22 protein-coding genes and 1 riboswitch are annotated in these 25,461 nt (G+C 40.7%); of the genes, 8 read left to right on the forward strand and 14 right to left on the reverse strand.

Annotated elements, in window-relative coordinates:
- The first annotated feature begins 30 nt into the window (after window positions 1-30).
- On the forward strand, window positions 31-684 hold the full coding sequence (locus WDB87_RS08945) for a nitroreductase family protein (protein WP_286244670.1): 654 nt from the start codon (window positions 31-33) through the stop codon (window positions 682-684).
- Window positions 685-735: 51 nt separating this feature from the next.
- Here WDB87_RS08945 and WDB87_RS08950 read toward each other — a convergent pair whose 3' ends face one another.
- From WDB87_RS08950 to WDB87_RS08980, 7 genes are all read right to left on the reverse strand, one after another.
- Window positions 736-1,320: a class I SAM-dependent methyltransferase gene (locus WDB87_RS08950; protein WP_337849689.1), complete on the reverse strand. Its 585-nt coding sequence runs from the start codon at window positions 1,318-1,320 to the stop codon at window positions 736-738.
- 183 nt (window positions 1,321-1,503) lie between these two features.
- Entirely contained in the window at window positions 1,504-1,710 is a 207-nt protein-coding gene (locus tag WDB87_RS08955; RefSeq protein ID WP_337849690.1) for a hypothetical protein, read from the reverse strand.
- A 177-nt stretch (window positions 1,711-1,887) separates the two neighbouring features.
- Complete coding sequence (locus WDB87_RS08960) at window positions 1,888-3,021, reverse strand: L-dopachrome tautomerase-related protein (protein WP_337849691.1); 1,134 nt, start codon at window positions 3,019-3,021, stop codon at window positions 1,888-1,890.
- 8 nt (window positions 3,022-3,029) lie between these two features.
- The gene (locus tag WDB87_RS08965; protein ID WP_337849692.1) at window positions 3,030-3,521 is read right to left on the reverse strand and encodes a cupin domain-containing protein; all 492 of its coding nucleotides are present in this window, start codon (window positions 3,519-3,521) and stop codon (window positions 3,030-3,032) included.
- A 189-nt stretch (window positions 3,522-3,710) separates the two neighbouring features.
- A complete protein-coding gene (gene ribB / locus WDB87_RS08970) occupies window positions 3,711-4,364 on the reverse strand; it encodes a 3,4-dihydroxy-2-butanone-4-phosphate synthase (RefSeq protein WP_337849693.1) in 654 nt (217 codons plus the stop codon).
- Window positions 4,365-4,710: 346 nt separating this feature from the next.
- Window positions 4,711-4,895: riboswitch (FMN riboswitch) on the reverse strand.
- A 67-nt stretch (window positions 4,896-4,962) separates the two neighbouring features.
- Complete coding sequence (locus tag WDB87_RS08975) at window positions 4,963-6,021, reverse strand: S66 family peptidase (RefSeq protein WP_337849694.1); 1,059 nt, start codon at window positions 6,019-6,021, stop codon at window positions 4,963-4,965.
- A gap of 312 nt (window positions 6,022-6,333) precedes the next feature.
- Complete coding sequence (locus tag WDB87_RS08980) at window positions 6,334-7,326, reverse strand: helix-turn-helix domain-containing protein (RefSeq protein ID WP_337849695.1); 993 nt, start codon at window positions 7,324-7,326, stop codon at window positions 6,334-6,336.
- Window positions 7,327-7,482: 156 nt separating this feature from the next.
- Here WDB87_RS08980 and WDB87_RS08985 point away from each other — a divergent pair, with 156 nt between their 5' ends.
- The 3 genes from WDB87_RS08985 to WDB87_RS08995 all read left to right on the forward strand — a co-directional run bounded on the left by WDB87_RS08985 (window position 7,483) and on the right by WDB87_RS08995 (window position 11,207).
- Window positions 7,483-9,597: a TonB-dependent receptor domain-containing protein gene (locus tag WDB87_RS08985; protein WP_337849696.1), complete on the forward strand. Its 2,115-nt coding sequence runs from the start codon at window positions 7,483-7,485 to the stop codon at window positions 9,595-9,597.
- 205 nt (window positions 9,598-9,802) lie between these two features.
- Window positions 9,803-10,327, forward strand: coding sequence for a DUF2271 domain-containing protein (locus WDB87_RS08990; RefSeq protein WP_337849697.1), 525 nt, complete (start codon window positions 9,803-9,805; stop codon window positions 10,325-10,327).
- Window positions 10,328-10,331: 4 nt separating this feature from the next.
- Entirely contained in the window at window positions 10,332-11,207 is an 876-nt protein-coding gene (locus tag WDB87_RS08995; protein ID WP_337849698.1) for a DUF4198 domain-containing protein, read from the forward strand.
- A 333-nt stretch (window positions 11,208-11,540) separates the two neighbouring features.
- Here the strand turns inward: WDB87_RS08995 and greA are convergent, their stop codons facing one another.
- The 4 genes from greA to dapB all read right to left on the reverse strand — a co-directional run bounded on the left by greA (window position 11,541) and on the right by dapB (window position 17,595).
- Complete coding sequence (gene greA / locus WDB87_RS09000; protein ID WP_286244680.1) at window positions 11,541-12,017, reverse strand: transcription elongation factor GreA; 477 nt, start codon at window positions 12,015-12,017, stop codon at window positions 11,541-11,543.
- A gap of 46 nt (window positions 12,018-12,063) precedes the next feature.
- Window positions 12,064-15,282, reverse strand: coding sequence for a carbamoyl-phosphate synthase large subunit (carB, locus tag WDB87_RS09005; protein ID WP_286244681.1), 3,219 nt, complete (start codon window positions 15,280-15,282; stop codon window positions 12,064-12,066).
- Between the two features lie 16 nt (window positions 15,283-15,298).
- A complete protein-coding gene (carA, locus tag WDB87_RS09010; RefSeq protein ID WP_337849699.1) occupies window positions 15,299-16,435 on the reverse strand; it encodes a glutamine-hydrolyzing carbamoyl-phosphate synthase small subunit in 1,137 nt (378 codons plus the stop codon).
- Between the two features lie 362 nt (window positions 16,436-16,797).
- Window positions 16,798-17,595, reverse strand: a complete 798-nt coding sequence (gene dapB / locus WDB87_RS09015) for a 4-hydroxy-tetrahydrodipicolinate reductase (RefSeq protein ID WP_138685009.1) — start codon at window positions 17,593-17,595, stop codon at window positions 16,798-16,800.
- 340 nt (window positions 17,596-17,935) lie between these two features.
- On the opposite strand from dapB, the gene WDB87_RS09020 reads away from it, so the two are divergent.
- The 3 genes from WDB87_RS09020 (at window position 17,936) to WDB87_RS09030 (ending at window position 21,349) form a co-directional block, all read left to right on the forward strand.
- Complete coding sequence (locus WDB87_RS09020; RefSeq protein ID WP_286244684.1) at window positions 17,936-19,249, forward strand: Na+/H+ antiporter NhaC family protein; 1,314 nt, start codon at window positions 17,936-17,938, stop codon at window positions 19,247-19,249.
- A 134-nt stretch (window positions 19,250-19,383) separates the two neighbouring features.
- Window positions 19,384-20,172 carry a nucleoside-binding protein gene (locus WDB87_RS09025; protein WP_286244685.1) on the forward strand — a complete coding sequence of 263 codons (789 nt, stop codon included), beginning with the start codon at window positions 19,384-19,386 and terminating at the stop codon, window positions 20,170-20,172.
- A gap of 151 nt (window positions 20,173-20,323) precedes the next feature.
- Entirely contained in the window at window positions 20,324-21,349 is a 1,026-nt protein-coding gene (locus tag WDB87_RS09030; protein WP_337849700.1) for an alpha/beta fold hydrolase, read from the forward strand.
- 221 nt (window positions 21,350-21,570) lie between these two features.
- Here WDB87_RS09030 and WDB87_RS09035 read toward each other — a convergent pair whose 3' ends face one another.
- Window positions 21,571-22,368 (reverse strand): M48 family metallopeptidase, encoded by a 798-nt coding sequence (locus WDB87_RS09035; protein WP_337849701.1) that lies wholly within the window; start codon window positions 22,366-22,368, stop codon window positions 21,571-21,573.
- Window positions 22,369-22,562: 194 nt separating this feature from the next.
- Between WDB87_RS09035 and WDB87_RS09040 the strand changes: the two genes are divergently transcribed.
- Complete coding sequence (locus WDB87_RS09040) at window positions 22,563-23,765, forward strand: Bcr/CflA family efflux MFS transporter (RefSeq protein WP_337849702.1); 1,203 nt, start codon at window positions 22,563-22,565, stop codon at window positions 23,763-23,765.
- Between the two features lie 26 nt (window positions 23,766-23,791).
- On the opposite strand, the gene grpE is transcribed toward WDB87_RS09040, so the two are convergent.
- Together grpE and WDB87_RS09050 are read right to left on the reverse strand one after the other, a co-directional pair.
- Window positions 23,792-24,406 carry a nucleotide exchange factor GrpE gene (grpE, locus tag WDB87_RS09045; protein ID WP_024033377.1) on the reverse strand — a complete coding sequence of 205 codons (615 nt, stop codon included), beginning with the start codon at window positions 24,404-24,406 and terminating at the stop codon, window positions 23,792-23,794.
- Between the two features lie 58 nt (window positions 24,407-24,464).
- The gene (locus WDB87_RS09050) at window positions 24,465-25,430 is read right to left on the reverse strand and encodes an HrcA family transcriptional regulator (protein WP_286244692.1); all 966 of its coding nucleotides are present in this window, start codon (window positions 25,428-25,430) and stop codon (window positions 24,465-24,467) included.
- Between the last annotated feature and the right edge of the window lie 31 nt (window positions 25,431-25,461).

Below are 25,461 nucleotides of genomic sequence, written 5' to 3' on the forward strand. Positions count from 1 at the left end.
GGCTTAGTTAGCCACTTAACGGAGATAACCATGACCCATCCAATTATTAATGATTTAGAAAAACGTTATACAACTAAACGCTACACAACCCAGCGTATTCCTCAAGATGACTTAGATGTAATTTACGAAGCTATGCGTCTTTCTCCATCCTCTATTAACTCGCAGCCGTGGAAATTTATTGTTATTGAATCTGACGAAGCTAAAGAGCGTATGCACTCTACGTTTGCTAATAAATTTCAATTTAACCAGCCGCATATTAAAACTGCATCGCACGTTATTTTATTTGCTTACAACCCTAAATATAAACGTGATGACTACGCACAAGTAATTGATGCAGATATTAAAAATGGCCGTACACAAAGTGAAAACCGCGAACAAGCATTTGGCGCGTTTGCCTTTGTTGATATGAATACCGATGAGCAAGGTAACAATGCAATGTGGACCAAAGCGCAAACTTACATTGCCCTGGGTAACACTATGCACGCTGCAGCCCGTTTAGGTATTGATTCAACGCCAATGGAGGGTGTAGATGCACAGCTTATTGGTGAAGTGTTTGAACACGAGCTGGATGGCTATATTTGTGATGTAGCGTTAGTACTTGGCTACCATGATGATACTGAAGATTATAACGCTAAGTTACCTAAATCTCGCTTAGCAAAAGAGCAAGTTATTCAGGTTTTATAAAACCCATTAAAAAAGCTTAGCGCTAAAGAGTGCTAAGCTTTTATATTCATTTTATTTTTTAGCAATAGCTTGCAGTACCGATGCTAAACCTGTGTGATATGTACCCTCCAGCACTTCTCGCTTTAATTCTTCTAAATGCAAAAAGCTAAGCTCGATTAAGTCATCTTGTAAATCGCTTTTTGAGGTTTTAGTATCGACACTTGGGCCGCCTCCAGTATTATAATTTACTTGCTCAGGCGTATAGGCCTCAAGTAAAAACACCCCACCTGGCTTTAAACCTTTAACAGCGCGCTTATATACTGCTGAGCGTACCGCGCTCGGTAAAGGGCAATAAATAGACACTACCGCATCCCATTTCTCTTTCCCAAAATCAAACTTAGCTAAATCGGCATGTATAAGCTCAATGTTTACGTTGTGCTCTTTGGCAAGCTTTGCCGCTTTTTCAAGCCCTACTTTTGAACCATCAACAGCGGTAACGCGATAACCCATTTTTGCTAAAAATACCGCATTTCGCCCCTCGCCTTCGGCTAAGCTTATAATATTTCCTTTAGGTAATTGCTTATAGTGATCGGCTAAAAAATCGTTTGGCTGTTTGCCATAAGCGTATTGCTGAGTGTTATAGCGTTCATCCCACATAATTTCTCCTGAGCTAAATTTGTTTACACAAGCATGTATAAAATACGCTTTAGTTGCTTAATAATTCCACGAATAACATGGGGAGTAAATACGTAACAAGATTAAATAAAAAAAGACCAGTGACGGGATCACTGGCCTAAAAAACAATACGAAGGGAGTCGCATTGGTTGTAAAAACTGATGTTTACTTAACTAATGGCACACCTGACTCAAGTGCCTGATTATGCATCCACTGGTTTAATTGCTCTGGCCAAGTAATGTTTGGCTCGCAATATAAGCCGCGTAAAATAGAGTAATAAATTGCGCTATCAAGCAAACTTAATGACGTTTTACCTGCTACATTTTTAACACGCGCACAAAAAGGACAATGAGAGTAGGTGTATAATTTCATGATTAATTAAGACCTAAAGCGGATTAAATTCCTATGCCCGTAAGATACCCAAATAATCAGCGCAGAAAAACCGCATTTAGGTTGAAACTTTATCTTGTAAAAATTGATAATCACGCTTTAAAAAATAAATAAAATAAAAAACACGCCATAAAGGCGTGCTTAATTTACACATTATAGTTAGCGCCCTATTACGCCCTCAGCTAAAGGTTTAAATCTAAATATATAATAAGGTGCTTTATTTTCAGCATTGCCGTTATTAAGCTTTGCCGAAAGCGGCAATTGCGCAGCGCCTGTGTACATGTAACCCTCTGGTCCAATGCTTACACCATCTGGCCAAATCATGTTTTCATCGTACGTGTAATCACGGTACGTACGTGTTGAGGCATCAATAACGCCCACGGTACGCTCACCTACTATGGTTAAATACAAGTTGTCATCGGCATCAATACTTAAACCACCGTTTACTGGTTTTTGTGCGTATTGCTCTACACGTTCGCCTAGTTGTTTATCGGTTAATTGTTCGTTAGCAATATCGGCCATTTTAATACGGTAAACATATTTTTTATTAAGCGGTGCAAAGTAAAGCCATTGCTGTGCGTTATCAAGCACAATGCCATCGGCACCAATAAAGGCATTAAGTTGCTTTTCTTCACTTGTACCTTCATCAATGATGATTGGCATTGCGTAATCGGGCAAAGCGCTTTCGTGGCCTTGCAATACTCGCCGGCTCTTACCTGTTTGAGTATTAACGATAATAAGGGCGGCTTGCTTGCCGTTACCGCCATCCGCAATACCTTCATCGGCAATCACTAATGTATTGTATTTGCTTGATATAGCTAAATCGTTAAGTTGAGATTGAGTAACCGATATAGGGCTTGGCAAATAAATAATTTTATTGAGCTTATTGTTTAGCGCATCCCATGCTATCAGCTTTGGTGTAATACGCGGCTGTGCCTGGCCTGAGTCGAGTATCCACACATTCCCTCTATCATCAGCCCTAACTCCTAATACCCAATTTAAATAGTTAGCGGGATTTTTTAAGCTGCCATCACTTTTATAAGGGTTTTGCATCTGCGCATTAGGAAATGGGACTACATCGCCATTTTTTAAAAGCTCCCCCACTTTTACTTTTGGGTTATAAAAGGGGTGATAACTAAAAATAAAGCGCTTGTTTTGTGTATACGTAATACCGCCTACTGCGCCATCTGTTTGCGCGTAAACCTCAGCAGGTACTGTTTCATTTGCAACCGCGACAGCACTTATTAATAAAACAATAGCGGTTAAGCCTAATTTAGATTTACTTAAAAACATAATTTACCTTACTTTTGTTTAATATAATTTGCAGTGCCGTCTATCCAGTCTTGGCGAGCTGGGGCAAAAAAGTCGATATCAACGGTATCTTGGGTAAAGTGAAATTCGTGCGGTACATTGGCCGGTATCACCATCATGTCGCCTGCTTCCATAAGGTATTGTTTACCGTCAGAAAATACCTTAGCCTCGCCAGAGATAATCCACGTTACTTGCTCATTTGGATGCTTATGCAAGGGTACTTTTCCGCCCTTTTTAGCCACCCATTTTACAAACGTAGATTGCGTACCATGAAAATATTGCCGCGTTAAATATGGGCCCATTTGTTCTTTAGGGTGGCTGTCGAGATTAAGTAAAAAAGGGGCGTTGGTAATGTGCTGATTATAACTATCCATTATGCCCATTTGGGGTGCAGGCGTTATTTGCTGTGCAAGTTTACTTTGCGTTGCCCATACGCTAGTGCTTGTTAAAGCAGCTGCTAATAAAAGCGTGTTAATTTTCATAGTTTCACCTAAATAATAAACTGTGTGCGGCTGCACTGACTATTTAGGCAAAGTTTACAGGCTGAGAATTTTTGAAAAAGCCGCTTAGCCGAGAAATATTTTCAAATAAAAACGAGCAATTAATTACTTATTGAAAAACAAAAACCCAGCAATAAAGCTGGGTTTTACTTAGGTCATGCTTAATAAACCTTAACTGACCTTGAGTTCTTGCATTTGTATGTACTGCACTAAGTCTTCAATCGATACCACGGTCATGCTGTGTTTATTAGCATAATCACTTACCTGTGGTAAACGCGCCATGGTGCCATCAGGGTTAGTGAGTTCGCAAATAACGCCAAACGGTTTTAAACCAGCCAGCTGCATTAAATCTACAGATGCCTCGGTGTGGCCGCGGCGAACTAAAACGCCACCTGTTTGTGCTTTTAAGCCAAATACATGGCCTGGGCGCGATAAATCACTCGGTTTAGCGTTATCGGCGGTGGCGGCTTTAATCGTTGTTACTCGATCGGCTGCCGATACACCGGTTGTCACACCGTGTTTAGCTTCAATGGTTACTGTATAGGCTGTGTTATTTTGACTGGTATTGTTAGTTACCATTTGCGGTAGGTCGAGCTGTTTAATACGCTCATCGCCCATACACAGGCACACAATACCGCTGCCTTCGCGGATCATTTCGGCCATTTGTTGAGTGGTTAAGTGCTCGGCAGAAAATACAAAGTCGCCTTCGTTTTCGCGGTTTTCGTCATCAACAACAAGCACGCCTTGGCCTTGCTGCAGTGCGGCAATGGCATTTTCTACACGGGTGTGGCTTTCGCCAAATTGAGTAAGTAAAGACTGAATCATTATTATATTCCACATAAAAATAAATAGATTCAGGACACTGAAAGACATGGCAAAACACACAAACTAAATTGCGCACTTTTTGCCACTAAACAGCTTATACCAATCCGCTTAATTAAGTGATTTATTTTGAGGCTGGAAAACGTGTTAATAGCTAGGCAAAAAATTCGCTATTTAGTTGCTCTCGGCAATTGATCCTGCATTGCTCTACCTTCTGCATCCATGCAGTCGTAAATGAGAGTTTTTTAACGCTGATAGCGACACGTTTAGCCCCTCAAAATGATTAAGTATTATTGCGAATTGGTATTAAACACGCAGCCACAGGCCACGTGTTTGCATACGCTACAAGCTATATTCTCTTTCATCCGGACTATAACCGTCGGCTCTGGCATCTCACCAGATCTGCTTGACCTTCATTTAACTTTTTCAATATTGTAAAAATTAAATAAAGCGCTCGCGGGCTCGTTTTAGTCTAAAAAGTAATGAGTAAAACATACCGCCGGTGGGGAATTTCACCCCGCCCTGAGAATGTACCGTGAACTTATCTGTTCACGGCCTGCGTATTATACGCGTGTATTAATATGTAATTCAAAAATAAACGTTAAATAAGCTCAGTGTTTAGTGAAGCATTGAGTACTTTACCTTGATTTATATCGGCCGTTAGTGAGCACTTTGCGCCATTAACTAAGTTTAAATTTGGCTGCACATGGCCAATATCAGCATCTATTATTACTGGGAACAAGCACCCACCCAATGCCACATCTAGCGCATGACGGTAATCAAATGCATCATGATGACTTTGCGTTATTTCACTGCGCCCTAAAATAAGGCCGTTAATATCATCAAATACACCGGCAAGTTTGAGCGACAGTAAAAATCGTGCCACGGTGGTAGGAGTAAGCTCTGAATTTTCTAGATATAAAATAAGGCCTTCGTTTGCACTGTGTTTTTTAAAGTCATGCAATGCTAAAAATGGCGAATCTAGCAATAACCCTACGGTATCAAGGCAGCCGCCAAATAAGCGCCCAGACATCTCGATTGTGCGCTCATCGGTGTAATTGAGGCACTGCCACTGGGTAGGCTCGCTTGGCGCTAGCAGCTCATCGGGGTTTTGTGCGTAATTGGGTTTATTTTTTTGATAATAAGCAGAGGGTCCTTGCTCAAATTTACTTCCCGCCTCGTAGGTAATGGTTTCAAAAATTTGTAAGCTGTAGGGGTTTGTTTCATCTGGGTGAAGCTGCATTAAGTTGGCACTATGAAGTGTTGCCCATTGGCACTTAGCCGTAAGAGCACAGGCTATTGTGCTCACATCAGAAAAGCCCACCAGCCATTTCGGTTTGGCCTCTTTTATGGCGTTAAAATCCAGTAGTGGCAAAATTTCCATCGCCAGCTCGCCGCCCATTGGCGGCATAATGGCGGCAACCTCATCGTCTAGTAAAAAGCCCATTAATTGCTTGGCATGGGCTTTTGCATCTAATTCATCGCGGGGTTTATTTTGGCGTAAAAACTCCCCTTCTACTACTTCGTAACCACGGTGTTTTAAACCCTCTATCACTCTATCTAATCGTGCATGGTATTTTTCTTTTAAGCCCGACGAAAGCGAGCAAATAGCAATTTTAGAGCCTACTTTTAAAGGCGCTGGATAAAGTATATTAGCCATGAGTGTTCCTTTTGATAAAGTAATTCCAGTGCGTGAAAAGTTTCCCCTTCTACACGTATTGTAGATGTGTACCCATATCAACACGTTTACTCTTTATGCAATATGAATGCAAGAGGTAAATTTGATATAGCCTAGGGGCGATAAACTCTTTGCAGCCTAGATGGATGTAAGTAATTAGAGTATCGCAAGAGCAGCAATTGAGCCCACTCGGTTACAAACATCGCGCTGGGATTTAATCGCCCATAGATTGAACAAATTTTAATCCGCAATATTAAACACGCCCCCAGAGAGTATTTAAATGATTGAAGTTACTTAGCTATGGGCTTTTCTGAAATTGTTAGGCGTGACCCCAAAACGCTTTTTAAATGCGGTAGTGAATGTAGAAACGTGGCTATAGCCCAGCAAAAAAGAGACTTCACCTATCGATTTACCATCTAAAACAAGCCAACTTTTCGCTTTATCTAAGCGTTTATTTCTTAAGTACTCTATTGCCGTGACTTGATACTTGTTTTTAACTTGCCGTTGTAACGTGCTAACACTAACCCCTAGATAATCTGCAATTTGGCTTAAACAACCATGCGTTAACGCAAAATCTTCAAATGCTTTGTCTATTTTACATTTGTGATGGGCTTTTAAAGATTGTCTGTGAAGATTAGTTATTGGTACCGACTTTGCTTGGCTAGGCTTAGTGAGCAGTAAAATTAAACTCTTATATATTAGTTGGATTGATAGTTGCTCTGCCTTGAGTTGATCTTCAAACATAAGGCTAGACTTTAATGTAAACAATTGATTTGCAATGTTTGTTAGTTCTTCCACGCAATCAAACGTAAAAACACGACTTGGATGAGCGAAAATACTGTCTATTTTTATTCTATCGGCGGCTGTTTTACACCGTGAGTAAAGCCACTGCTTATTAATTGATACATTTATTTTTTTTACTTTTTGATTTTCGTTTAAATGGCGGGTGAACATCTCTTTGCCAGAAATTGTATTAATAAATAACAACGGCTTTTGTGTTTTTGCCATAAGCTGATAAGTATTTTTACCTAAACTAAAACACAACGTCCCCCTAAATAAAATATTAACACTTACACCGGCATCAATGGCAACCGTACTGCTAGCTGCTTGTTTTTCTTCGCCATCACAACAGTGCATAGTGATACCTTGCGCTACACTTTCAAACGTTAAGTCGCCTACAAATAATGGCTTGTGATTAGCATTATGTTGTAAAACATGATTATCGTAGCCTTGCAAAACAAGTGCCGAATGAAGGTTATCTTTGTTTAAGTTTGATGCTAATTTCATAGCTATTTCACTTTCACGTTATTAATGGCGATTAATCAAAATTAATTGGCGATTTTACTTAATTATTTTCCAAATAAAATACTACCACACATGTAAAATAGTGCGAACAATTCTTATTTGCAATAATTCTACTATTTAAAATAATTAAGGATAAGCATGGCCCCTTTTAGTTTTTCTAAACGCATTATTTCTGGCGCTGTTGCCTCTGCACTCAGTGCAACAGTTATATCTGCAAACGCAAATGAAGCGCAAAACAATACTGCTGATAATGAAATAGAACGTGTTTCTGTGTGGAGTACAGCCGTTAATACTTCATCACTTTACCTTAATGAAGGTGATATAGGTAATAAACAAGCGGATCATATTTCTGACCTATTACGAACCATTCCTGGGGTAGATGTAGGCGGAGCACACTCTCTGAATCAACGAATTACTATTCGTAGTATGGATGATAAAGATTTAAAAATAAGCATCGATGGCGCAGCACAAAATACGTATATGTATCACCATATGGGTAACCTACAAATTCATGCCGACATTTTAAAATCAGTAGATATCGAAATTGGTACTAACTCGGTCGTCAATGGCGGCTTAGGGGGTGCAGTCAAGTTTGAAACTAAACAAGCTCAAGAACTGCTTAATGCAAATGAAAAAGTAGGTGGACGTGTTCATGTGAGTGCCGGTGATAACTCGGGCACAAACTACTCATTAACAGGTTATGGTTTACTTGCCGATAACGTTGACTTTTTAGCCTATTATAATTACGTAGATCGCAAGAATTATGATGTTGGTGGCAATCAAATCAAAGATGCCAGTGGTATTGAAATTGACGGCACTGATGGTGAAGTAAAAGGCTTAGAAGGGACAACTACCGATGCATTAATTAAGCTAGGCTGGGATATAAACAACAATCAACGCCTCGCTTTTAGTTATGAAAGCTATAAAGATGAAGGTGATTACAGCTACCGACCTGATATGGGCTTAGCCACCGATTTAGCTATAACTAACTCCTTAGCGATTCCACTATTGTGGCCTACAGAGTTTACACGCGACACATTAACGCTAAACTACACACTTCATTGGTCAGATTATTCGATGCTTAAAGCCTCGGTATTTTCAAATACCAGCGAATTATGGCGTGATGAGTTAGGCTGGGCCGAAAACGAAAGCTTTGCAAGCTCAGCCGGTATAATCACCGGTGAAGCCAAAAACACAGGGGTGAATATTTTAGCCAACACGTTAATTTCTAACAGCATTGAGCATGATATTACTTACGGTCTAGATATAGTTAAGCATGAAACACACTACCATGCTGATTACACAACGCTCGATGATGCTGTATCTGCAGAAGAAGCAACAACAACAGCACTATTTATTCAAGATAAAATAGCAATTAGTCCAAGTTTTGCCATCATTCCAGGCGCCCGTTATGAACATTACGACATTGACTCAACCTTAGTTGATAATACATTTAACGAAACATCATTTGCTTTAGCTGCCGAGTACTCACCCACAGAGCAATTAATCTTTAAATTAAGTTCTACACAAATTTTTAAGGCACCAGAAATTGCTGAGGTATTTATTGGTGCAGGCTTATACGATGAAGCTAACCCTGATATTAAAGCCGAAACAGGTACCAACACCGAGTTCTCATTTGCGTATCAAACACCTATTAAAGGTGATGATCAGCTCTCTTTAGGGGCGACATTATTTAAAACGTCAATCAACGATTACATTTATGATTATGCAAGCGGCTCACTCAAAGATAATATTGGCAACATGGAAATTGATGGCTTTGAAGCATACCTAGGCTACAAATTAAACGGTTTTAATAGTCAAATAACTTACTCGTCAGCCGAGAGTGAACTTGATGCTTTTGATCAATACGATGCCTTAAACGGTGCAAGACTAGACCGCCAACAAGGTGATACCTTAACAGTCAGTGCCGATTATGTATTCTCTGCTGTCGATTTAACCCTACACTGGGAGTTAATGAATGTAGATGATGTTGATGCCGGCGTAGACCTTGACGGCGCGACACTTAATAACGAGAAAGACGGATTTACAGTACATAATATCTCGCTAAATTGGCAACCACAAAGCCAACCACAAATAAATATCGTGTTTGGTGTGGATAACCTCTTTGATGAATATTACGCCTCCCAATCATCACGAACAGGAACTTCATTCCACCCTCGCTTTGGCGAACTCTATCTACTCGATTATGAACCAGGCAGAAATATCAAAGCAACATTTGCCTATCAGTTTTAATACCAATCCGCATAATTAAGTGATCTATTTTGAGGGTGGATAAACGTGTTGATAGCAAGGCAAAAAATTCGCTATTTAGTTGTTATAAATGAGAATTTTTTAACTCAGCTAGCAACTCGTTTAGCCTCGTAAAATGATTAAGTATTAAGCACAACCTTATAAACCAGTTAAGTTGTTAACTGGTTTATATTATTTAATGAGAACTATGATGCGCTTTAAAGCTATTAGAATATTCTACATTTCACTATTGGTAAGCTCGTTTTTAGCCCCAGAGAGTTACGCTAAAACAGCAGAGCCGATCAATTTAACCATCGACTTTACCTTACCAAAAATAAATACCGAACCCTACCACCGTCCTTATGTGGCTATTTGGCTGGAAACGCCCGAGCGCGAAGGTATACATACTTTAGTTTTTTGGCATGAGCAACAAGAGTGGTTTAAAGACTTACGCCAGTGGTGGCGAAAAATTGGCCGTAAAGCAAGCGCAAATTACGATGGCGTGTCAGGCGCTACAAAAAAACCAAATAGCTATCAAGTTAGCTGGCAAGGCCAATTAACTAACAGTGAAATGTTGCCACAAGGCGAATACACACTTAATTTTGAAGCTGTACGCGAAGAAGGCAGCCGAGAATATTTGAAACAAAAAATACGCTGGGATAACAAGCAACCACAGCATTATCAACTGCAAGGTCAAACCGAACTTGGCGCTATTACCATCACAATAGAGTAAAACAATGAAAAAATTAATTTCACATTCGATCAAAGGGCTTGTTGCAAGCTGTAGCTTATTGGCCCTTACATTTAGCAACATAAGTATTGCTCATGAGCGTTTCATGGTGCCTTCTCATACTGTGTTTTCAGGCGATAAGGTTCAATATGCAACCATTATTTCGAGTATTTCTAACGATATTTTTCACCCAGACCGCCCGCTGGGCAATAATGATAAAGGTATTGATGCTGGTGATTTAAAGCCTTTGTTCTCTTTATTGGAGTCAAATGTATTGTTACCCAATGGCGAAACCGACAGCTCAATACAATGGCAAGCATTTCAGCGCTTATCTGTGGCTGACGTGCCTTTTAGCCAATCAGGGACTTACCGCGTGAGCTTAGTGCAAAAAGAAGTGGCCATGACCACATTTAAAAAGGCCAATGGCGCGCCTGGGCGAGTATTTGGCCCAAAACCGGTAATCCCAGAAGGCGCCAGTAATATAGTGCGCAGAACAACCGCGGCTCGCGTCGAGACTTTTATCACTATGAACGAGCCTTCTTTAAACACTTTTCAGCCTATTGGAAAAGGTTTAGAGTTAACAGGTAAAACTCATCCCAATGATTTATTTGCCCAAGAGCCTGCTCATTTTAAACTGGTGTATAACGGTAAAGCGGTGCCAAAAAATACGCAGTTAAAAGTTATAAAAGCAGGCACTCGCCACAGAAACACCCGCAATGAACAAATCATCAAAGTAAACGAAAGCGGTGAGTTTACCTTTACCCCACAAAAAGCTGGGTTTTACTTTTTAACCGCCGAAACCGCACTTGATATAGAGCAACCAGCTAATGTAGATGTAAAGCATGACAGCCTCTATGTCACGTTAGAGGTATTCCCGCAATAATGTTTGTATCGACACACAAATATAAGTGTTCACTTTGGGGGTCACAACTTGAGGTAAGTGGCGTTATAAGTCTCTTATACCAATCAGCTTAATTGAGTGCTTTACTTTGAGTATGGAAAAACGCATTGATAGCTAGGCAAAAAATTCGCTATTTAGTTACTCTAAATTAGAGTTTTTTAACACAATTAACGACACGTTTAGCCACGCAAAATGATTAAGTATTATTGCGAATTGGTATACCACAATAGGTATAAGCGAATTACTTATACTAAAATTCAAACATAAAAAAACCACACCCTATTGCTAAGGTGTGGTTTTTTTTAACACTAAGTATTAAATATACTCAACGTCAATGATTTCGTACTCAACGTCGCCTTTAGGCGTTTTAATGGTCACAGCGTCATCTGTTTGTTTACCAATTAAACCGCGCGCAATCGGTGAGTTAACAGAAATTAAGTTATTTTTAATATCTGCTTCGTCATCACCTACAATACGGTATTTTACTTCAGCATCTGTCTCTACATTTACAATAGTGACGGTTGTACCAAAAATAACTTTACCTGTATTAGGCATTTTAGTTACGTCAATAATTTGCACATTTGAAAGCTTAGCTTCAATTTCTTGAATTCGGCCTTCACAAAAACCCTGTTGCTCACGCGCAGCGTGGTATTCAGCGTTTTCTTTTAAGTCACCATGTTCACGTGCTACCGCAATATCATTTATGATTTTAGGTCGGGTAACTGTTTTTAATTCGTTAAGCTCTGCGCGCAGTAACTCTGCGCCACGAACTGTCATCGGAATTGATTGCATACTTTTCTCACTTAACACCAAGGCCTAAAGGCCTTGGTACATTTCCTTAGTTCAATCGCTGGTGAAGCTCTTGAACTGACGTCACTTTACTACGGTCGTCCGCTTGGTTAGCAGTACAGTTAGCAAATGCCGCGTTCAAGGTTGTCGTGTAGTTGGTTTTGTTTTGCAATGCACCACGACGCAACACCTTCGAATCTTCGATCGCTTGGCGACCTTCGGTGGTATTTACGATATAGCTGTACTCTTTATTCTTGATGTTATCAAGAATATGCGGGCGGCCTTCATATACTTTGTTTACACGGCGTACTTCAATACCGGCCTCTTTTAAAGCCTCTGCTGTGCCACCTGTTGCATCAATTTCAAAACCAAGGTCTGTCATGGTTTTAGCAAGTTCTACAACACGAGACTTATCGCTGTTACGTACAGATAGTAACGCGCGACCACCGCGTGGTAAAGTGTTGCTTGCACCTAATTGTGCTTTTGCAAACGCTTCGGCGAAAGTATCGCCAACACCCATGACTTCACCTGTAGAGCGCATCTCTGGCCCACGGATAGGATCCACACCTTGAAACTTAGCAAACGGTAAAACAACTTCTTTTACGCTGTAATACGGTGGAATGACTTCTTTAGTAATGCCTTGGCTTGCTAAAGACTGACCTGCCATACAACGTGCTGCTACTTTTGCAAGTGCAATGCCGGTCGCTTTTGATACAAACGGTACAGTACGCGCTGCACGTGGATTTACTTCAATTAAGTACACTTTGCCATCTTTTACAGCAAATTGTGTATTCATTAAGCCCACTACGCCAAGTTCAAGTGCCATATCGGTTACTTGTTTGCGCATAACATCTTGCACTTCTTGAGATAAAGAGTGTGCAGGTAATGAACACGCTGAGTCACCCGAGTGTACACCCGCTTGCTCAATATGCTCCATAATGCCGCCAATGATTACTTGCTCACCATCACAAATTGCATCAACATCAACTTCGATTGCGTTATCTAAGAAGTGATCAAGTAGTACTGGCGCCTCATTTGACGCTTGAACTGCTTCGGTCATGTAACGACGTAAGTCTTGCTCATCGTAAACAATTTCCATTGCACGGCCACCCAGTACGTACGATGGACGCACAACTAGTGGGAAGCCAATTTCGACTGATTTAAGTAATGCTTCTTCAGTTGATGTAACTGTTGCGTTTTCTGGTTGTAGTAAATCAAGACGCTCTACTAACTGTTGGAAACGCTCACGGTCTTCTGCGCGGTCAATCGCATCTGGTGACGTACCAATTACTGGCACACCATTCGCTTCAAGTTCACGTGCTAGTTTAAGTGGTGTTTGGCCACCGTACTGTACAATCACACCTTTTGGTTTTTCAACACGTACAATTTCTAGCACGTCTTCAAGTGTAATTGGTTCAAAGAATAGACGGTCAGAGGTATCGTAATCGGTTGAAACCGTTTCAGGGTTACAGTTAACCATGATGGTCTCATAGCCGTCTTCACGTAGTGCAAGGGCTGCGTGTACACAACAATAGTCAAACTCAATACCTTGGCCGATACGGTTAGGACCGCCACCAATAACCATGATTTTGTCTTTGTCTGACGGGTTAGCTTCACACTCTTCATCGTACGTTGAGTACATGTAAGCCGTGTCTGAGCTAAATTCGGCAGCACACGTATCAACACGCTTGTACACAGGTACAATGTTTAACTGATGACGCTTTTTGCGAATTTCGGCTTCAGATACACCAGCAATTTCAGCAATACGTGGGTCAGCGAAGCCTTTACGTTTAAGTTTACGTAAAAACTCTGCATTTAAGCCGGCCATGCCACCTTCAGCAATTTTAGCTTCGTCTTTTAAAATGTCTTCTATTTGTACTAAGTACCAAGGGTCCACTTTGGTTAGTTCAAATACTTCTTCTACGCTCATACCATGGCGCATTGCATCGGCAATGTACCAAATACGCTCAGCGCCTGGCTCACGTAGTTCACGAATGATTTTTTCGCGCGCTTTCGGGTCATCAAGTGCCACAATTGGGTTAAAGCCCGTTGCGCCAACTTCAAGACCGCGTAATGCTTTATGTAACGACTCTTGCTGGTTACGACCAATCGCCATTACTTCGCCTACTGATTTCATTTGCGTTGTTAAGCGGTCGTTCGCGCCGGCAAATTTTTCAAAGTTAAAGCGAGGTATTTTTGTTACTACGTAATCGATTGAAGGCTCAAATGACGCTGGTGTTTTGCCACCAGTAATGTCGTTTTGAAGTTCATCTAACGTGTAGCCAATCGCTAATTTAGCGGCAATTTTAGCAATAGGGAAACCTGTCGCTTTTGATGCAAGAGCAGATGAGCGAGATACACGTGGATTCATCTCAATGATAACCATACGTCCGTCAACTGGATTTACACCAAACTGAACGTTTGAACCACCGGTTTCTACACCAATTTCACGCAGTACCGCCATAGAGGCATTACGCATTAATTGGTATTCTTTGTCGGTTAGCGTTTGTGCTGGCGCAACGGTGATTGAATCACCGGTGTGTACACCCATAGGGTCAAAGTTTTCGATAGAACATACAATGATACAGTTGTCTTTTTTGTCACGAACAACTTCCATTTCGTATTCTTTCCAACCAATTAATGATTCATCAATTAATAATTCGCTGGTTGGTGATAAATCTAAGCCGCGCTCACAAATTTCGTTAAATTCTTCCATGTTGTAAGCCACACCGCCACCGGTGCCGCCCATGGTGAAAGAAGGACGAATAATACATGGGAAGCCAATGCGCGTAAGCGTGTCGTGCGCTTCATCCATTGAGTGAGCAATCTCTGCACGCGGACATTCAAGGCCAATGTTTTTCATGGCTACGTCAAAGCGTTCACGGTTTTCTGCTTTATCGATTGCATCAGCAGTTGCGCCAATTAGCTCAACGCCGTGTTTAGCCAGTACGCCGTGCTTGTCTAAATCAAGGGCACAGTTTAATGCAGTTTGACCACCCATTGTTGGTAGGACTGCATCCGGCTTTTCTTTTTCAATAATTTTTTCTACCACTTCCCAGTGAATTGGTTCGATGTAGGTTGCATCGGCCATTTCAGGGTCAGTCATGATAGTTGCTGGGTTTGAGTTAACTAATATAACTCTAAAGCCTTCTTCTCTAAGTGCTTTACACGCTTGAGCACCAGAGTAATCAAATTCACAAGCTTGACCAATTACAATTGGGCCTGCGCCTAAGATAAGAATGCTTTTTAAATCGGTACGTTTTGGCATTATTACTCCAGTTAAATTAGTTATTACGCGCTTGCATCAGGTCGATGAAGTGGTCAAATAATGGGGCTGCATCGTGCGGGCCTGGGCTTGCTTCTGGGTGACCTTGGAAGCTAAACGCTGGTTTATCAGTACGATGAATACCTTGTAGTGTTCCATCAAATAACGATTTGTGCGTGGCACGTAAGTTACTTGGTAGTGTGTCTTCATCGGCAGCAAAACCGTGGTTTTGTGCGGTGATCATTACTACATCGCGGTCTAAGTCTTTTACTGGGTGGTTACCACCGTGGTGGCCAAATTTCATTTTTACTGTTTTAGCACCTGAGGCCAGTGCTAATAATTGATGCCCTAAACAGATACCAAAAATGGGTGTGTCGGTTTCTAAAAAGGTTTTAATTGCTTCAATAGCGTAAGTACATGGCTCAGGATCGCCAGGACCATTAGATAAGAAGATACCATCTGGGTTTAAAGCAAGTACATCGGCGGCTGAGGTTTGCGCTGGTACAACGGTTAATTTACAACCGCGATCAACTAGCATACGTAAAATATTACGTTTAACACCGAAGTCGTAGGCTACTACATGAAACTTTTCATCATCATTGCTAAGGGTTTTAAATCCTTGGCCTAATGTCCAGCTTGATTCGCGCCACTCAAAATTTTCCTTGGTTGAGACAACTTTTGCTAAATCCATACCTTTTAAACCAGGGAAGGTTTGCGCGGCTTGTAACGCTTTGTTTTCGTCTAACTCGTCACCGGCAATAATACAGCCGTTTTGTGCGCCTTTGTCGCGCAAAATACGGGTAAGCTTTCTGGTGTCGATATCCGCAATACCTAAAATATTACGTTGTTTTAAGTAATCATCTAACGATTGCTCGTTACGAAAGTTACTTGCTAGCAGTGGCAAATCACGGATCACTAGGCCTTTAGCCCAAATTTGATTCGCTTCTTCGTCTTCGCTGTTGGTACCCGTATTGCCGATATGTGGGTACGTCAAAGTTACGATTTGTTCCGCGTATGATGGATCAGTCAAAATTTCTTGATAACCAGTCATAGACGTATTGAATACTACTTCACCGACTGACATGCCGTCAGCGCCGATTGCAGTACCGCGAAACACTGTGCCGTCTTCTAGGACTAACAGAGCGGATTTAGTCAAGTTAAACCTCCTAACAGTAAAAAACGGGAGTAAGCAAATGCTTAACACCCCGCCAATACCCAGAGGGATCGTCAAAACCAGATTTATGTGAGCTTAAATTGTTTTACGCAGTCTTAAATGATGCCGATATAAAACGCTAAACCTTCAATCATTTTTCTTGCCTAAAACTCTTTTCATTCCCACTGAAACCCCTGGTTTTACTAGCCACTTGGGTATAATTGGAAACACGCATTTAGTAATTTTTGGCAAATTGGCTGCATTCTACATGAAGATGCTATTTAGGTCTAACGTTATTTAGATAAACACTACAAATAAGTCACTTTAGGCAAAAATAGACCCAAACAGCTAAAAAAGTAACTAAACTACTTCAGATCTAGCACATCTTGCATATCATAAAGTCCTGCTGGTTTATTTTGCAACCACTGCGCAGCCCTTATAGCTCCTAATGCAAAGGTCATTCGCGAACTTGCTTTGTGGGTTAATTCAAGCCTTTCGCCCATAGTTGCGAAATAGGCGGTGTGTTCACCTACTATGTCCCCGCCTCTTAGGACTGAATAGCCAATTTCATTTTGTGATTTTGCGGTTTCTACTTGGCTGCGGTCGTATACCGCTACTTCATCGTGATCCCACCCTTTAGCCTGTGCAATAGATTCACCAATGGCTAATGCTGTGCCCGATGGCGCATCTATTTTATGACGATGGTGCGCTTCAAACACTTCTATATCTAGGTCGTCACCAAATTTAGTGGCCGCTGTTTGTACTAGGTTAAGTAGTACATTAACGCCAACGCTGTAGTTACGCGCAAACACTATAGGAATATGTTTAGCAGCATTTTCTAATAATGCCATGTCTTCGCTCGTTAAACCTGTGGTACCTATAACCATAGGTAATTTTTTATCGAGCGCTGTTTTTAAGTGATTGCGCATACCTGCTGGTAAGGTGAAGTCGATAAGTACATCAACATCAGCAACCTTGCTCTCATCGCTAAAGCTAATGGCTTTGTCGGCTGCACTGTTTACTTGATTTACATTAATACCCAATAACGATGAGCTGCTACGAACATACGCACCACCAAGTTGTGTTTGCTCTTTAATTGTCGCGGCTTCTAATAAGGCTAAGCCCATTCTGCCGTTAGCACCAAAAACACCGATTCGATTCATTGTTATTGCCTTAATCTGATTTAGTTGGATCTGTTGTTGCGTACCCTGACTAATTTGCCGACCTAAATTTGCTTTGAGCAATTATTAGCCGCATATAATCGCACACCGGTAGATATTATCTAAAAGTCGTGCAATAGTCAGGTAAGCCCTTAATTAAATAATAATAACAATACCAGTTTACTTTAGCCATCTATACATTTAAACTTCTCTTTCGCGTCGATTTGGTCTTTGGCTTGCGGGCGCTGTGGTCATCTACTTTTTTTATTAAAGAGTGATCTACTAAATTCAGCTAAAAGAGGAGTTTTGGCTGTGGTTATACTAACTGGTTATGAGGAATACAATGCAGCCAACATTTAATAAAAACAAAGCAATTCTATCTTTGCTTCCCCTTCTTACCTTTGTAGCCCTTTTTTTAGGCTCAGGTTTATATTTACAATCGCAAGGGGTTGATTACGCTTTTTACCAGCTCCCAGCTCCGGTTGCTATACTACCCGCTATTATGCTCGCCTTTATTTTAAACAAAGGCACTGTAAACCAATGTGTTGAAACCTTTATTAAAGGCGCAGGACACAACAACATTATTACCATGTGTTTAATTTATTTACTTGCTGGTGCATTTTCGGCTGTTGCAAGTGCCACCGGTGGTGTGGATGCGGTTGTAAATGCTGGCTTGTCACTTATACCCCCATCGCTGTTATTACCTGGACTATTTTTAATTGCTGCGGTTGTCTCTACTGCAATGGGAACCTCTATGGGTACCATTGGCGCTATAGGGCCAATTGCTTATGCGGTATCCGTTAAAACAGGCATCGACCCTGCGCTAATGGCCGGTACGATAGTATCGGGCGCAATGTTTGGTGATAACCTTTCGATTATTTCAGACACAACTATTGCTGCAACGCGTACGCAAGGCTGTGAAATGAAAGACAAGTTTAAAGAAAACTTAAAAATAGCGGTTCCTGCTGCAGTACTAACCATTGCTTTGCTGCTTTATTTAACCCCTGCTCCACAAGCAGTAGAAACAAAAGATTTTGATTTATTATTAGTGCTGCCTTATGCCTTTATTTTAGTATTGGCTGTAGCCGGTATGAACGTGTTTGTGGTGCTATTTAGCGGTATTGTATTTGCTGCGCTAATGGGCTTTACCGGCAGCTACGAAGGCGCAAGCTTTGTAAAAGATATTTACAAAGGCTTTACCGATATGCAGGAAATATTTTTACTTTCTATGTTTATTGGTGGCTTATCTGAATTTATTCGTATTAACGGCGGCCTTGATTTTCTGGCACAAAAAATTCAAGCCATTACAAAAGTGATTGCCAAGTGGCACCGCAAAGTAGCTGATCAGCTTGGTATAGCTGCCTTGGTATTAACCAGTAACGTGTGTATAGCCAATAACACGGTATCAATTATTGTTGCAGGTCCTATTGCTAAAAAGCTTGCTGATGATGGCGAAATAAGTGGTAAACGCTCTGCAAGCTTACTCGATATTTTTGCTTGTGTTACGCAAGGCTCACTGCCCTATGGTGCGCAAGCATTACTGTTAGGAGCTACGTTTAAAATTAGCCCGTGGGAAGTATCAACGTCATCTTACTACTGCTTTATTTTAGCTTTTACTGCCATTGCCATTATTTGTTTGCGCCGTAACAAAGCCTAAATTTAGTGCAAAACCCTATGTTGCAGCTTACTAAATAAGCTGCAACATATGTTAAAATAATAATCTACTAATCAACACCTTGTGCTATAATGCGCGCTTTCGCGTGTCACCAAAATTATAGTTAAAAATAGATTATGAAATTTAAAAAATTACTTCCCCTCGTTACCCTTACTTCAATCGCTTTATCATCTTCTGCCCTTGCTGCAAATTGGAGCAGTACCGCATTACATGTTAATAATGGCGATCAAAAAAACCCATTTACCAAGCAAGAATCAGATACGACTGTTTACTCGCTGCAACATGCATCGGGCTATGATTACGGTGATAATTTTTTCTTTATTGATTACAGCAAAGACGATACAACCGATGGCTACCAAGATAGCGACTTTTACGGCGAATGGTATTCAACGCTAAGCTTATCGGCTATTAGCGGTGAGAAAATTGGCACAGGTGCATTATTAGATGTAGGCCTCACTGGCGGAATTAACGTTGCCGGCGATGCCAAAATGATGAAATACCTGCCGGGTGTTAAATTAAGCTGGGATGTACCCGGGTTCAACTTTTTTCAAACACTTGTCACTGCCTATATTGACGACAGTGAAGGCGTAGCAAAAGGCGGGGCCCCTATTGAAACTAACAGCTGGATGTTCGATGTAGCCTTTGAATATCCGTTTACCCTAGGTTCGCAAAAGTTTAGCTTTAAAGGGCACGCTGAGTACATCGCAGAGCGCGAAGATGAATTTGGTAACGACGTAGAAGCCTGGATACTCGCACAGCCTATTTTAGTGTGGGATATGGGCCATGCTTTAGAAATGAAAGAAAACACCCTATTATTGGGTATGGAATTACAATACTGGCACAACAAATTAGGTACCGAGGTAACTGAGTCGGTTCCACAAATACATGTTGAGTGGACATTTTAAGTAACCTCCTTGAGTTGAAATTGTATAAACGGAGCGCTTTAAGGCGCTCCTTTTTTATGCCATGAAAAGTATTTAATTGAACCCCTTTCAATACTTAGTTATTGTCGTACTTCTTTTAAGCCTATGGCTTGTCCTTTAAAGGAGTAACAAAATGTCGCCAATTAAAGTTATATGTTTTTCTGCATTGTTAGCTTTAACTAATAATGCTTTAGCAAGTAGTGAAGTAAATACAGAGTCTCTATCTTACGATGCGCTTTTAAGCAGTTATCAATACGACTTTAAAGTAAATTACTTTAATATTGAGTCACAAAAGCAATCACTAAAAATGGCGTATATTTATTTAAAGCCGACTAAAGAAAATATGCCAACCGTTACGCTAATGCACGGTAAAAACTTTAATGCCGACTACTGGAGCCCCACAGCACGTTACTTACAATCGCTTGGCTTTGGGGTGTTGATCCCCGATCAAATTGGTTTTGGTAAGTCTTCTAAACCCACTAACTATCAATATTCATTTGCGGCGCTTGCGCACCATACCCATGCATTAATGGACTCGCTAAATTTACAAAAGTCGATTGTTGTAGGCCACTCTATGGGCGGAATGCTAGCGAGCCGTTTTGCATTAATGTACCCAAATACAACCTCTAAACTGATTTTGCTTAATCCAATAGGGCTTGAAAACTACCTACACTATGTAAAATACAAAGACACCAACTTTTTTTATCAAAATGAGCTTAACAAAACCCCCGAGGGCGTTAAAAAATATCAGCAAAAAAACTATTACGATGGAAAGTGGAACGCCACCTACTCCGCTCTTACTGACTTTATAACAGGGCAAATACAAGGCCCAGATAAAGAGCAAATTGCCTGGGTTAACGCTAAAACGTACGATATGATTTTTACCCAACCGGTGATCACTGAATTTAAAAACCTAGCCGTGCCAGTTAAATTAATTATTGGTACGCGCGATAGAACCGGCCCTGGCCGAAACTGGAAAAAAGATGGGGTTAATTACGAGCTGGGGCGTTATGACAAACTAGGTAAGCACGCCGCTGCGCTTATTCCTGATGCGCAACTGTTTGAACTTGATAATTTAGGTCATTTACCGCAAGTGGAAGATTTTGAGCGATTTAAAGCGGTGTTTAAACAGGCACTAAGTAATACCAATCCGCAATAATATCTAATCATTTTGTGGGGCTAAACGTGTCGCTATCTGCGTTAAAAAATTCTCATTTAGAACAAATAAATAGCGAATTTTTTGCCTTGCTATCAACACGTTTATCCATCCTCAAAATAGATCACTTACTTATGCCGATTGGTATGAGTAATAGCTTTATGCTTAATAAAATCAAGCCCCTGTAAGTAAACTGCTTACGGGGCTTTTTATAAAAAACTAATTTACAGCGTACATTGCGGGTTTTTACCCTGCGCTTTAGCCGTACTTTGCTCACTAAGAGCTTTACTCATTTGTGCTTGTAAATTTTTAATACGATTGCTCGGTGCAGGGTGAGTAGATAAAAACTCAGGTGTGCTGCCACTGCCTGCTGCGCTCATATTTTGCCAAAGGGTTACCGACTCTTGTGGGTTAAAGCCTGCTTGCGCCATTAAATCTAAGCCAATGGTATCGGCCTCTGATTCGTGTGAACGGCTAAACGGTAAAACTACACCGTATTGGGCTCCTAAGCCTAAACCTTGCATAATTTCGTTGCGGTATTGTACGTTGCCCATTTCAAGCGCAGCGCTGCCTAATTGCATACCGGTATCTAAAATTGAGCTTTGTGATACACGTTCATTAGAATGCTCTGCTATAACGTGGCCCACTTCATGCCCTAATACTGTTGCAAGCTGATCTTGATTGGTGGCTATTTTCAATAATCCCGTATGCACACCTATATAACCACCTGGTAGTGCAAAGGCATTAGCCGACTCATCTTCAAATACCACAACTTCCCAACTTTGCGACGCATATTCTTTAGGTAAAACAGCTACAACCTTATCAGCAATGCAATTTACATACGCATTGGTTTTCGCATCTTTATTAATTGGCTGTGATTCTTTCATTTGAGCAAAACTGGCTGTGCCCATTTCACTCATTTGCTGATCTGAATACAGCGCTATTTGTGTACGCCCTGTTGGCGATGTTTTACAACCTGCTAAAACTGCAGTTGCGATTAAGGCAAGGGCAAGCTTTTTCATGGTGTTTCCTTTAAATCTTTATTTTTTATTAGTTGTAGGATAGCAAACACAGTGCCAATTTAGAATCTTTGCTGTTTATTGCTTAGCTCTTTATTTTTAATAAATAAATTAATTTCACGAGTAATCTCAGTTTATACCTTTACATAGCCCTGTTACACTATAAACCCTGTTTTTAGTGATTGTTGAGTGACTACATGGATGCCTCGGCTTCTTCTTTTAATACCCGAATATTATTACCTTTATTAGCCAGTATTGTTGCCATTACACCTTTGGCCATAGACATGTATTTACCCGCCATGTTAGTGATTGCGAACGATTTACAAACCACTATGCCAAATGTACAAATTTCGCTAAGTATTTATTTAGCTGGCTACTCGTTAGGCATGTTATTTTTTGGCCCTATTGCCGATCAACTCGGACGACGAAAACTAGCCCGAATTGGCTTAACCTTGTTTGGTGCAAGTTCATTTGCGTTGGCATTTACCACTGAAATACACACTTTTTGGGCACTTAGAGCTGCACAGGCATTCACCGGCGCCGCTGCCACAGTTATTGTACCTGGGGTAATTAGGCATATTTATCAAAAAAACACCGCTAAAGGTATGTCGTATGTGTCAATGATTATGATGGTAGCGCCTTTAGTAGCGCCTTCTGTTGGGTCTTTTATTTTAGGGTTCTCTGTTTGGTCTACCATATTTATAGTGCTCGCTGCATACAGTTTTATGATACTTGGATTTGTGCAGGTGTATTTAATTGATATCCCTATTCACACAAACGAGAAAAAAGGCCTCGCTTTATTTTTTGACAGTTATAAAACCGTGCTGAGTAATAAAGATGCGCGGGCAGATATTTTAAGCTCTATGTTCGTCTCGTTTGGCTTTTTCTGTTTTTTAACCTCAGTGCCTTTTGTATACCTAGATTTATATAATGTGTCTGAGCAATTGTTTGGCATTTTATTTGCCTTCAATGTTATGGCTCTGATGTTTGGTAACTTTTTAAATACCCGAATAGTACCTAGGATTGGCTCTCGTAAAATGCTCTATATAGGGCTTACGTGCGGTTTTATATCGGGGCTGTCGTTATTAACCTTTAGCTTATTACATCTATCGTTATATTACATTGTAGCGGCCATTGCGCCTTTAATGATGAGCCTAGGGGTAACAGCGAGTAATGCCGACTCGTTAATACTGATGAAGTTTGAAAAAAACACCGGCACAGCGACGGCTGTTATTGGCACGCTACGTTTTGGTAGTGGCGCATTAGTTGGACCATTACTTGCAGTTATGCATGCAAAAAGTGCTGTGCCGTTTTCAAGCTTAATGTTTAGCGCCGTGCTACTAACTATGCTGGTGCAGTTAATCCACTATAAAATAGACAAAAAAAATGCCTCATTGTGAGGCATTTTTTAAAAACAAGCTGTTACTTAAGCATCTGCTGCTTTAGAAACCATTACCATTGCAGGGCGTAATAAACGACCATTCAATGTGTAACCTTTTTGCATTACTGCAAGTACTGTGTTTGGTGAAACATCGTTACTTGGCTGGATAGACATTGCTTGGTGGAATTCTGGATTAAATTGCTCACCTTGTGGGTTAACAATTTCAACGCCAAACTTTGCAACCGCATCGTTAAAGCTTTTAACTGTCATATCAATACCTTCAAGCAATGGCTTTAAGGTTTCGTTTTCTTTATCAGAAAACTCAATAGCGCGCTCTAGGTTATCGATTACTGGTAGTAGTTCGTTAGCAAACTTCTCCAGTGCAAATTTATGTGCTTTTTCTACATCTTGTGCTGCGCGACGACGAATATTGTCAACGTCGGCTGCTGCACGTACTACACTGTCTTTTTGATCTGCGATGGTTTGTTTTGCAGCTTCAAGCTCTGCGTATAACATCGCAATTTCAGCTTCAGGGCTTTGCTCTTGGTCTGCTTCGTGTTGCTCTGCAGCTTCTACTGCTGCTTCAACATCTGCTTCCATTTGAGCTACTTCTTCGTTTAGTTCTACTTCTTGCTCTGGGTTTTGTGTCTGCTCAGACATAAAATACGTGCTCCAATTCTTTACAACTGCGGTAATTATGGGGATTGAATAAAAAGATTCAAGAGTTAGATGGCTCTAATAATTTAAATTCTTGGATTAATTGTTCAATTTGCGCCGATTTAGGGCAAATTACGCAAAAGCGGCTTTGATACTCTTGGTTTTGAAAGTACGGCACACTAATTACTATCAGCTCATTACACTCTGTGAACGGTAAATTTTCAGTGTTTAAAACTGATACACCATTTTTAAATGCGAGTTTATCTTCAACAAAATTTAAAAATGAAACACCAATATTTAAGCTTTGTTCGCAGTCTATTTTTTTATATAAATAGTTTTCGCCTACTACAATGCTGTTATCTGATCCTAATTTTTGACTAAGCTGGCGCGTCCACTGTGTGAGTGAATCATGACAATTACGCGGTGCGGTATTTGCCATAGCTTGCATGCGGTACAAACCTTCCATTAAGGTTTGTTGGCTAAATACCGTGTTTAACCAAGTAGCAAATTGATAACGCACAGCATCTGAGGAATCATCAGGTTTGTTGATACAAATGTTATGGCTTTGTCCTGCTCTGTCTATAAGTAGTACCAGCCAATCTTTAGAATCAAACTCTAGCACTTCTACTCTAAACACTTGCTGCGAGCTTGCTTGGGGTAAGCCTACACAACAACATACTTGATACTTTTTACTTAAGCCATGGGCCAGCTCTACAAGTTGTGCTTGCTCTGGTTGCCAGTAATTAGCTATGTCAGCTAGCGGAAAAAATTCATCAAACCAATAATCAAACCCTTGGTTTGTTGGTACACGACCTGCCGATGTATGAGGGGAATATAACAAGCCTACTTTTTCAAGTCGTGCCATCGCATTTCGTACAGTGGCAGAACACACTGCCATGCCTTTTTGCTTGGCTATTTTTGTTGATGGAACGGGTAACCCTTCACCATTACAATAAAGGCTCATTACTGCTGAAAAAATTTGTTGATCTCGCGGGTTTATATTCATGTTATCTACATCTTGTTGCATGAAAGAGATATCGGGGCAGTTAAAATAAATT

The sequence above is a fragment of the Pseudoalteromonas sp. C12FD-1 genome, from assembly GCF_037414265.1.
Lineage (GTDB): Bacteria > Pseudomonadota > Gammaproteobacteria > Enterobacterales > Alteromonadaceae > Pseudoalteromonas.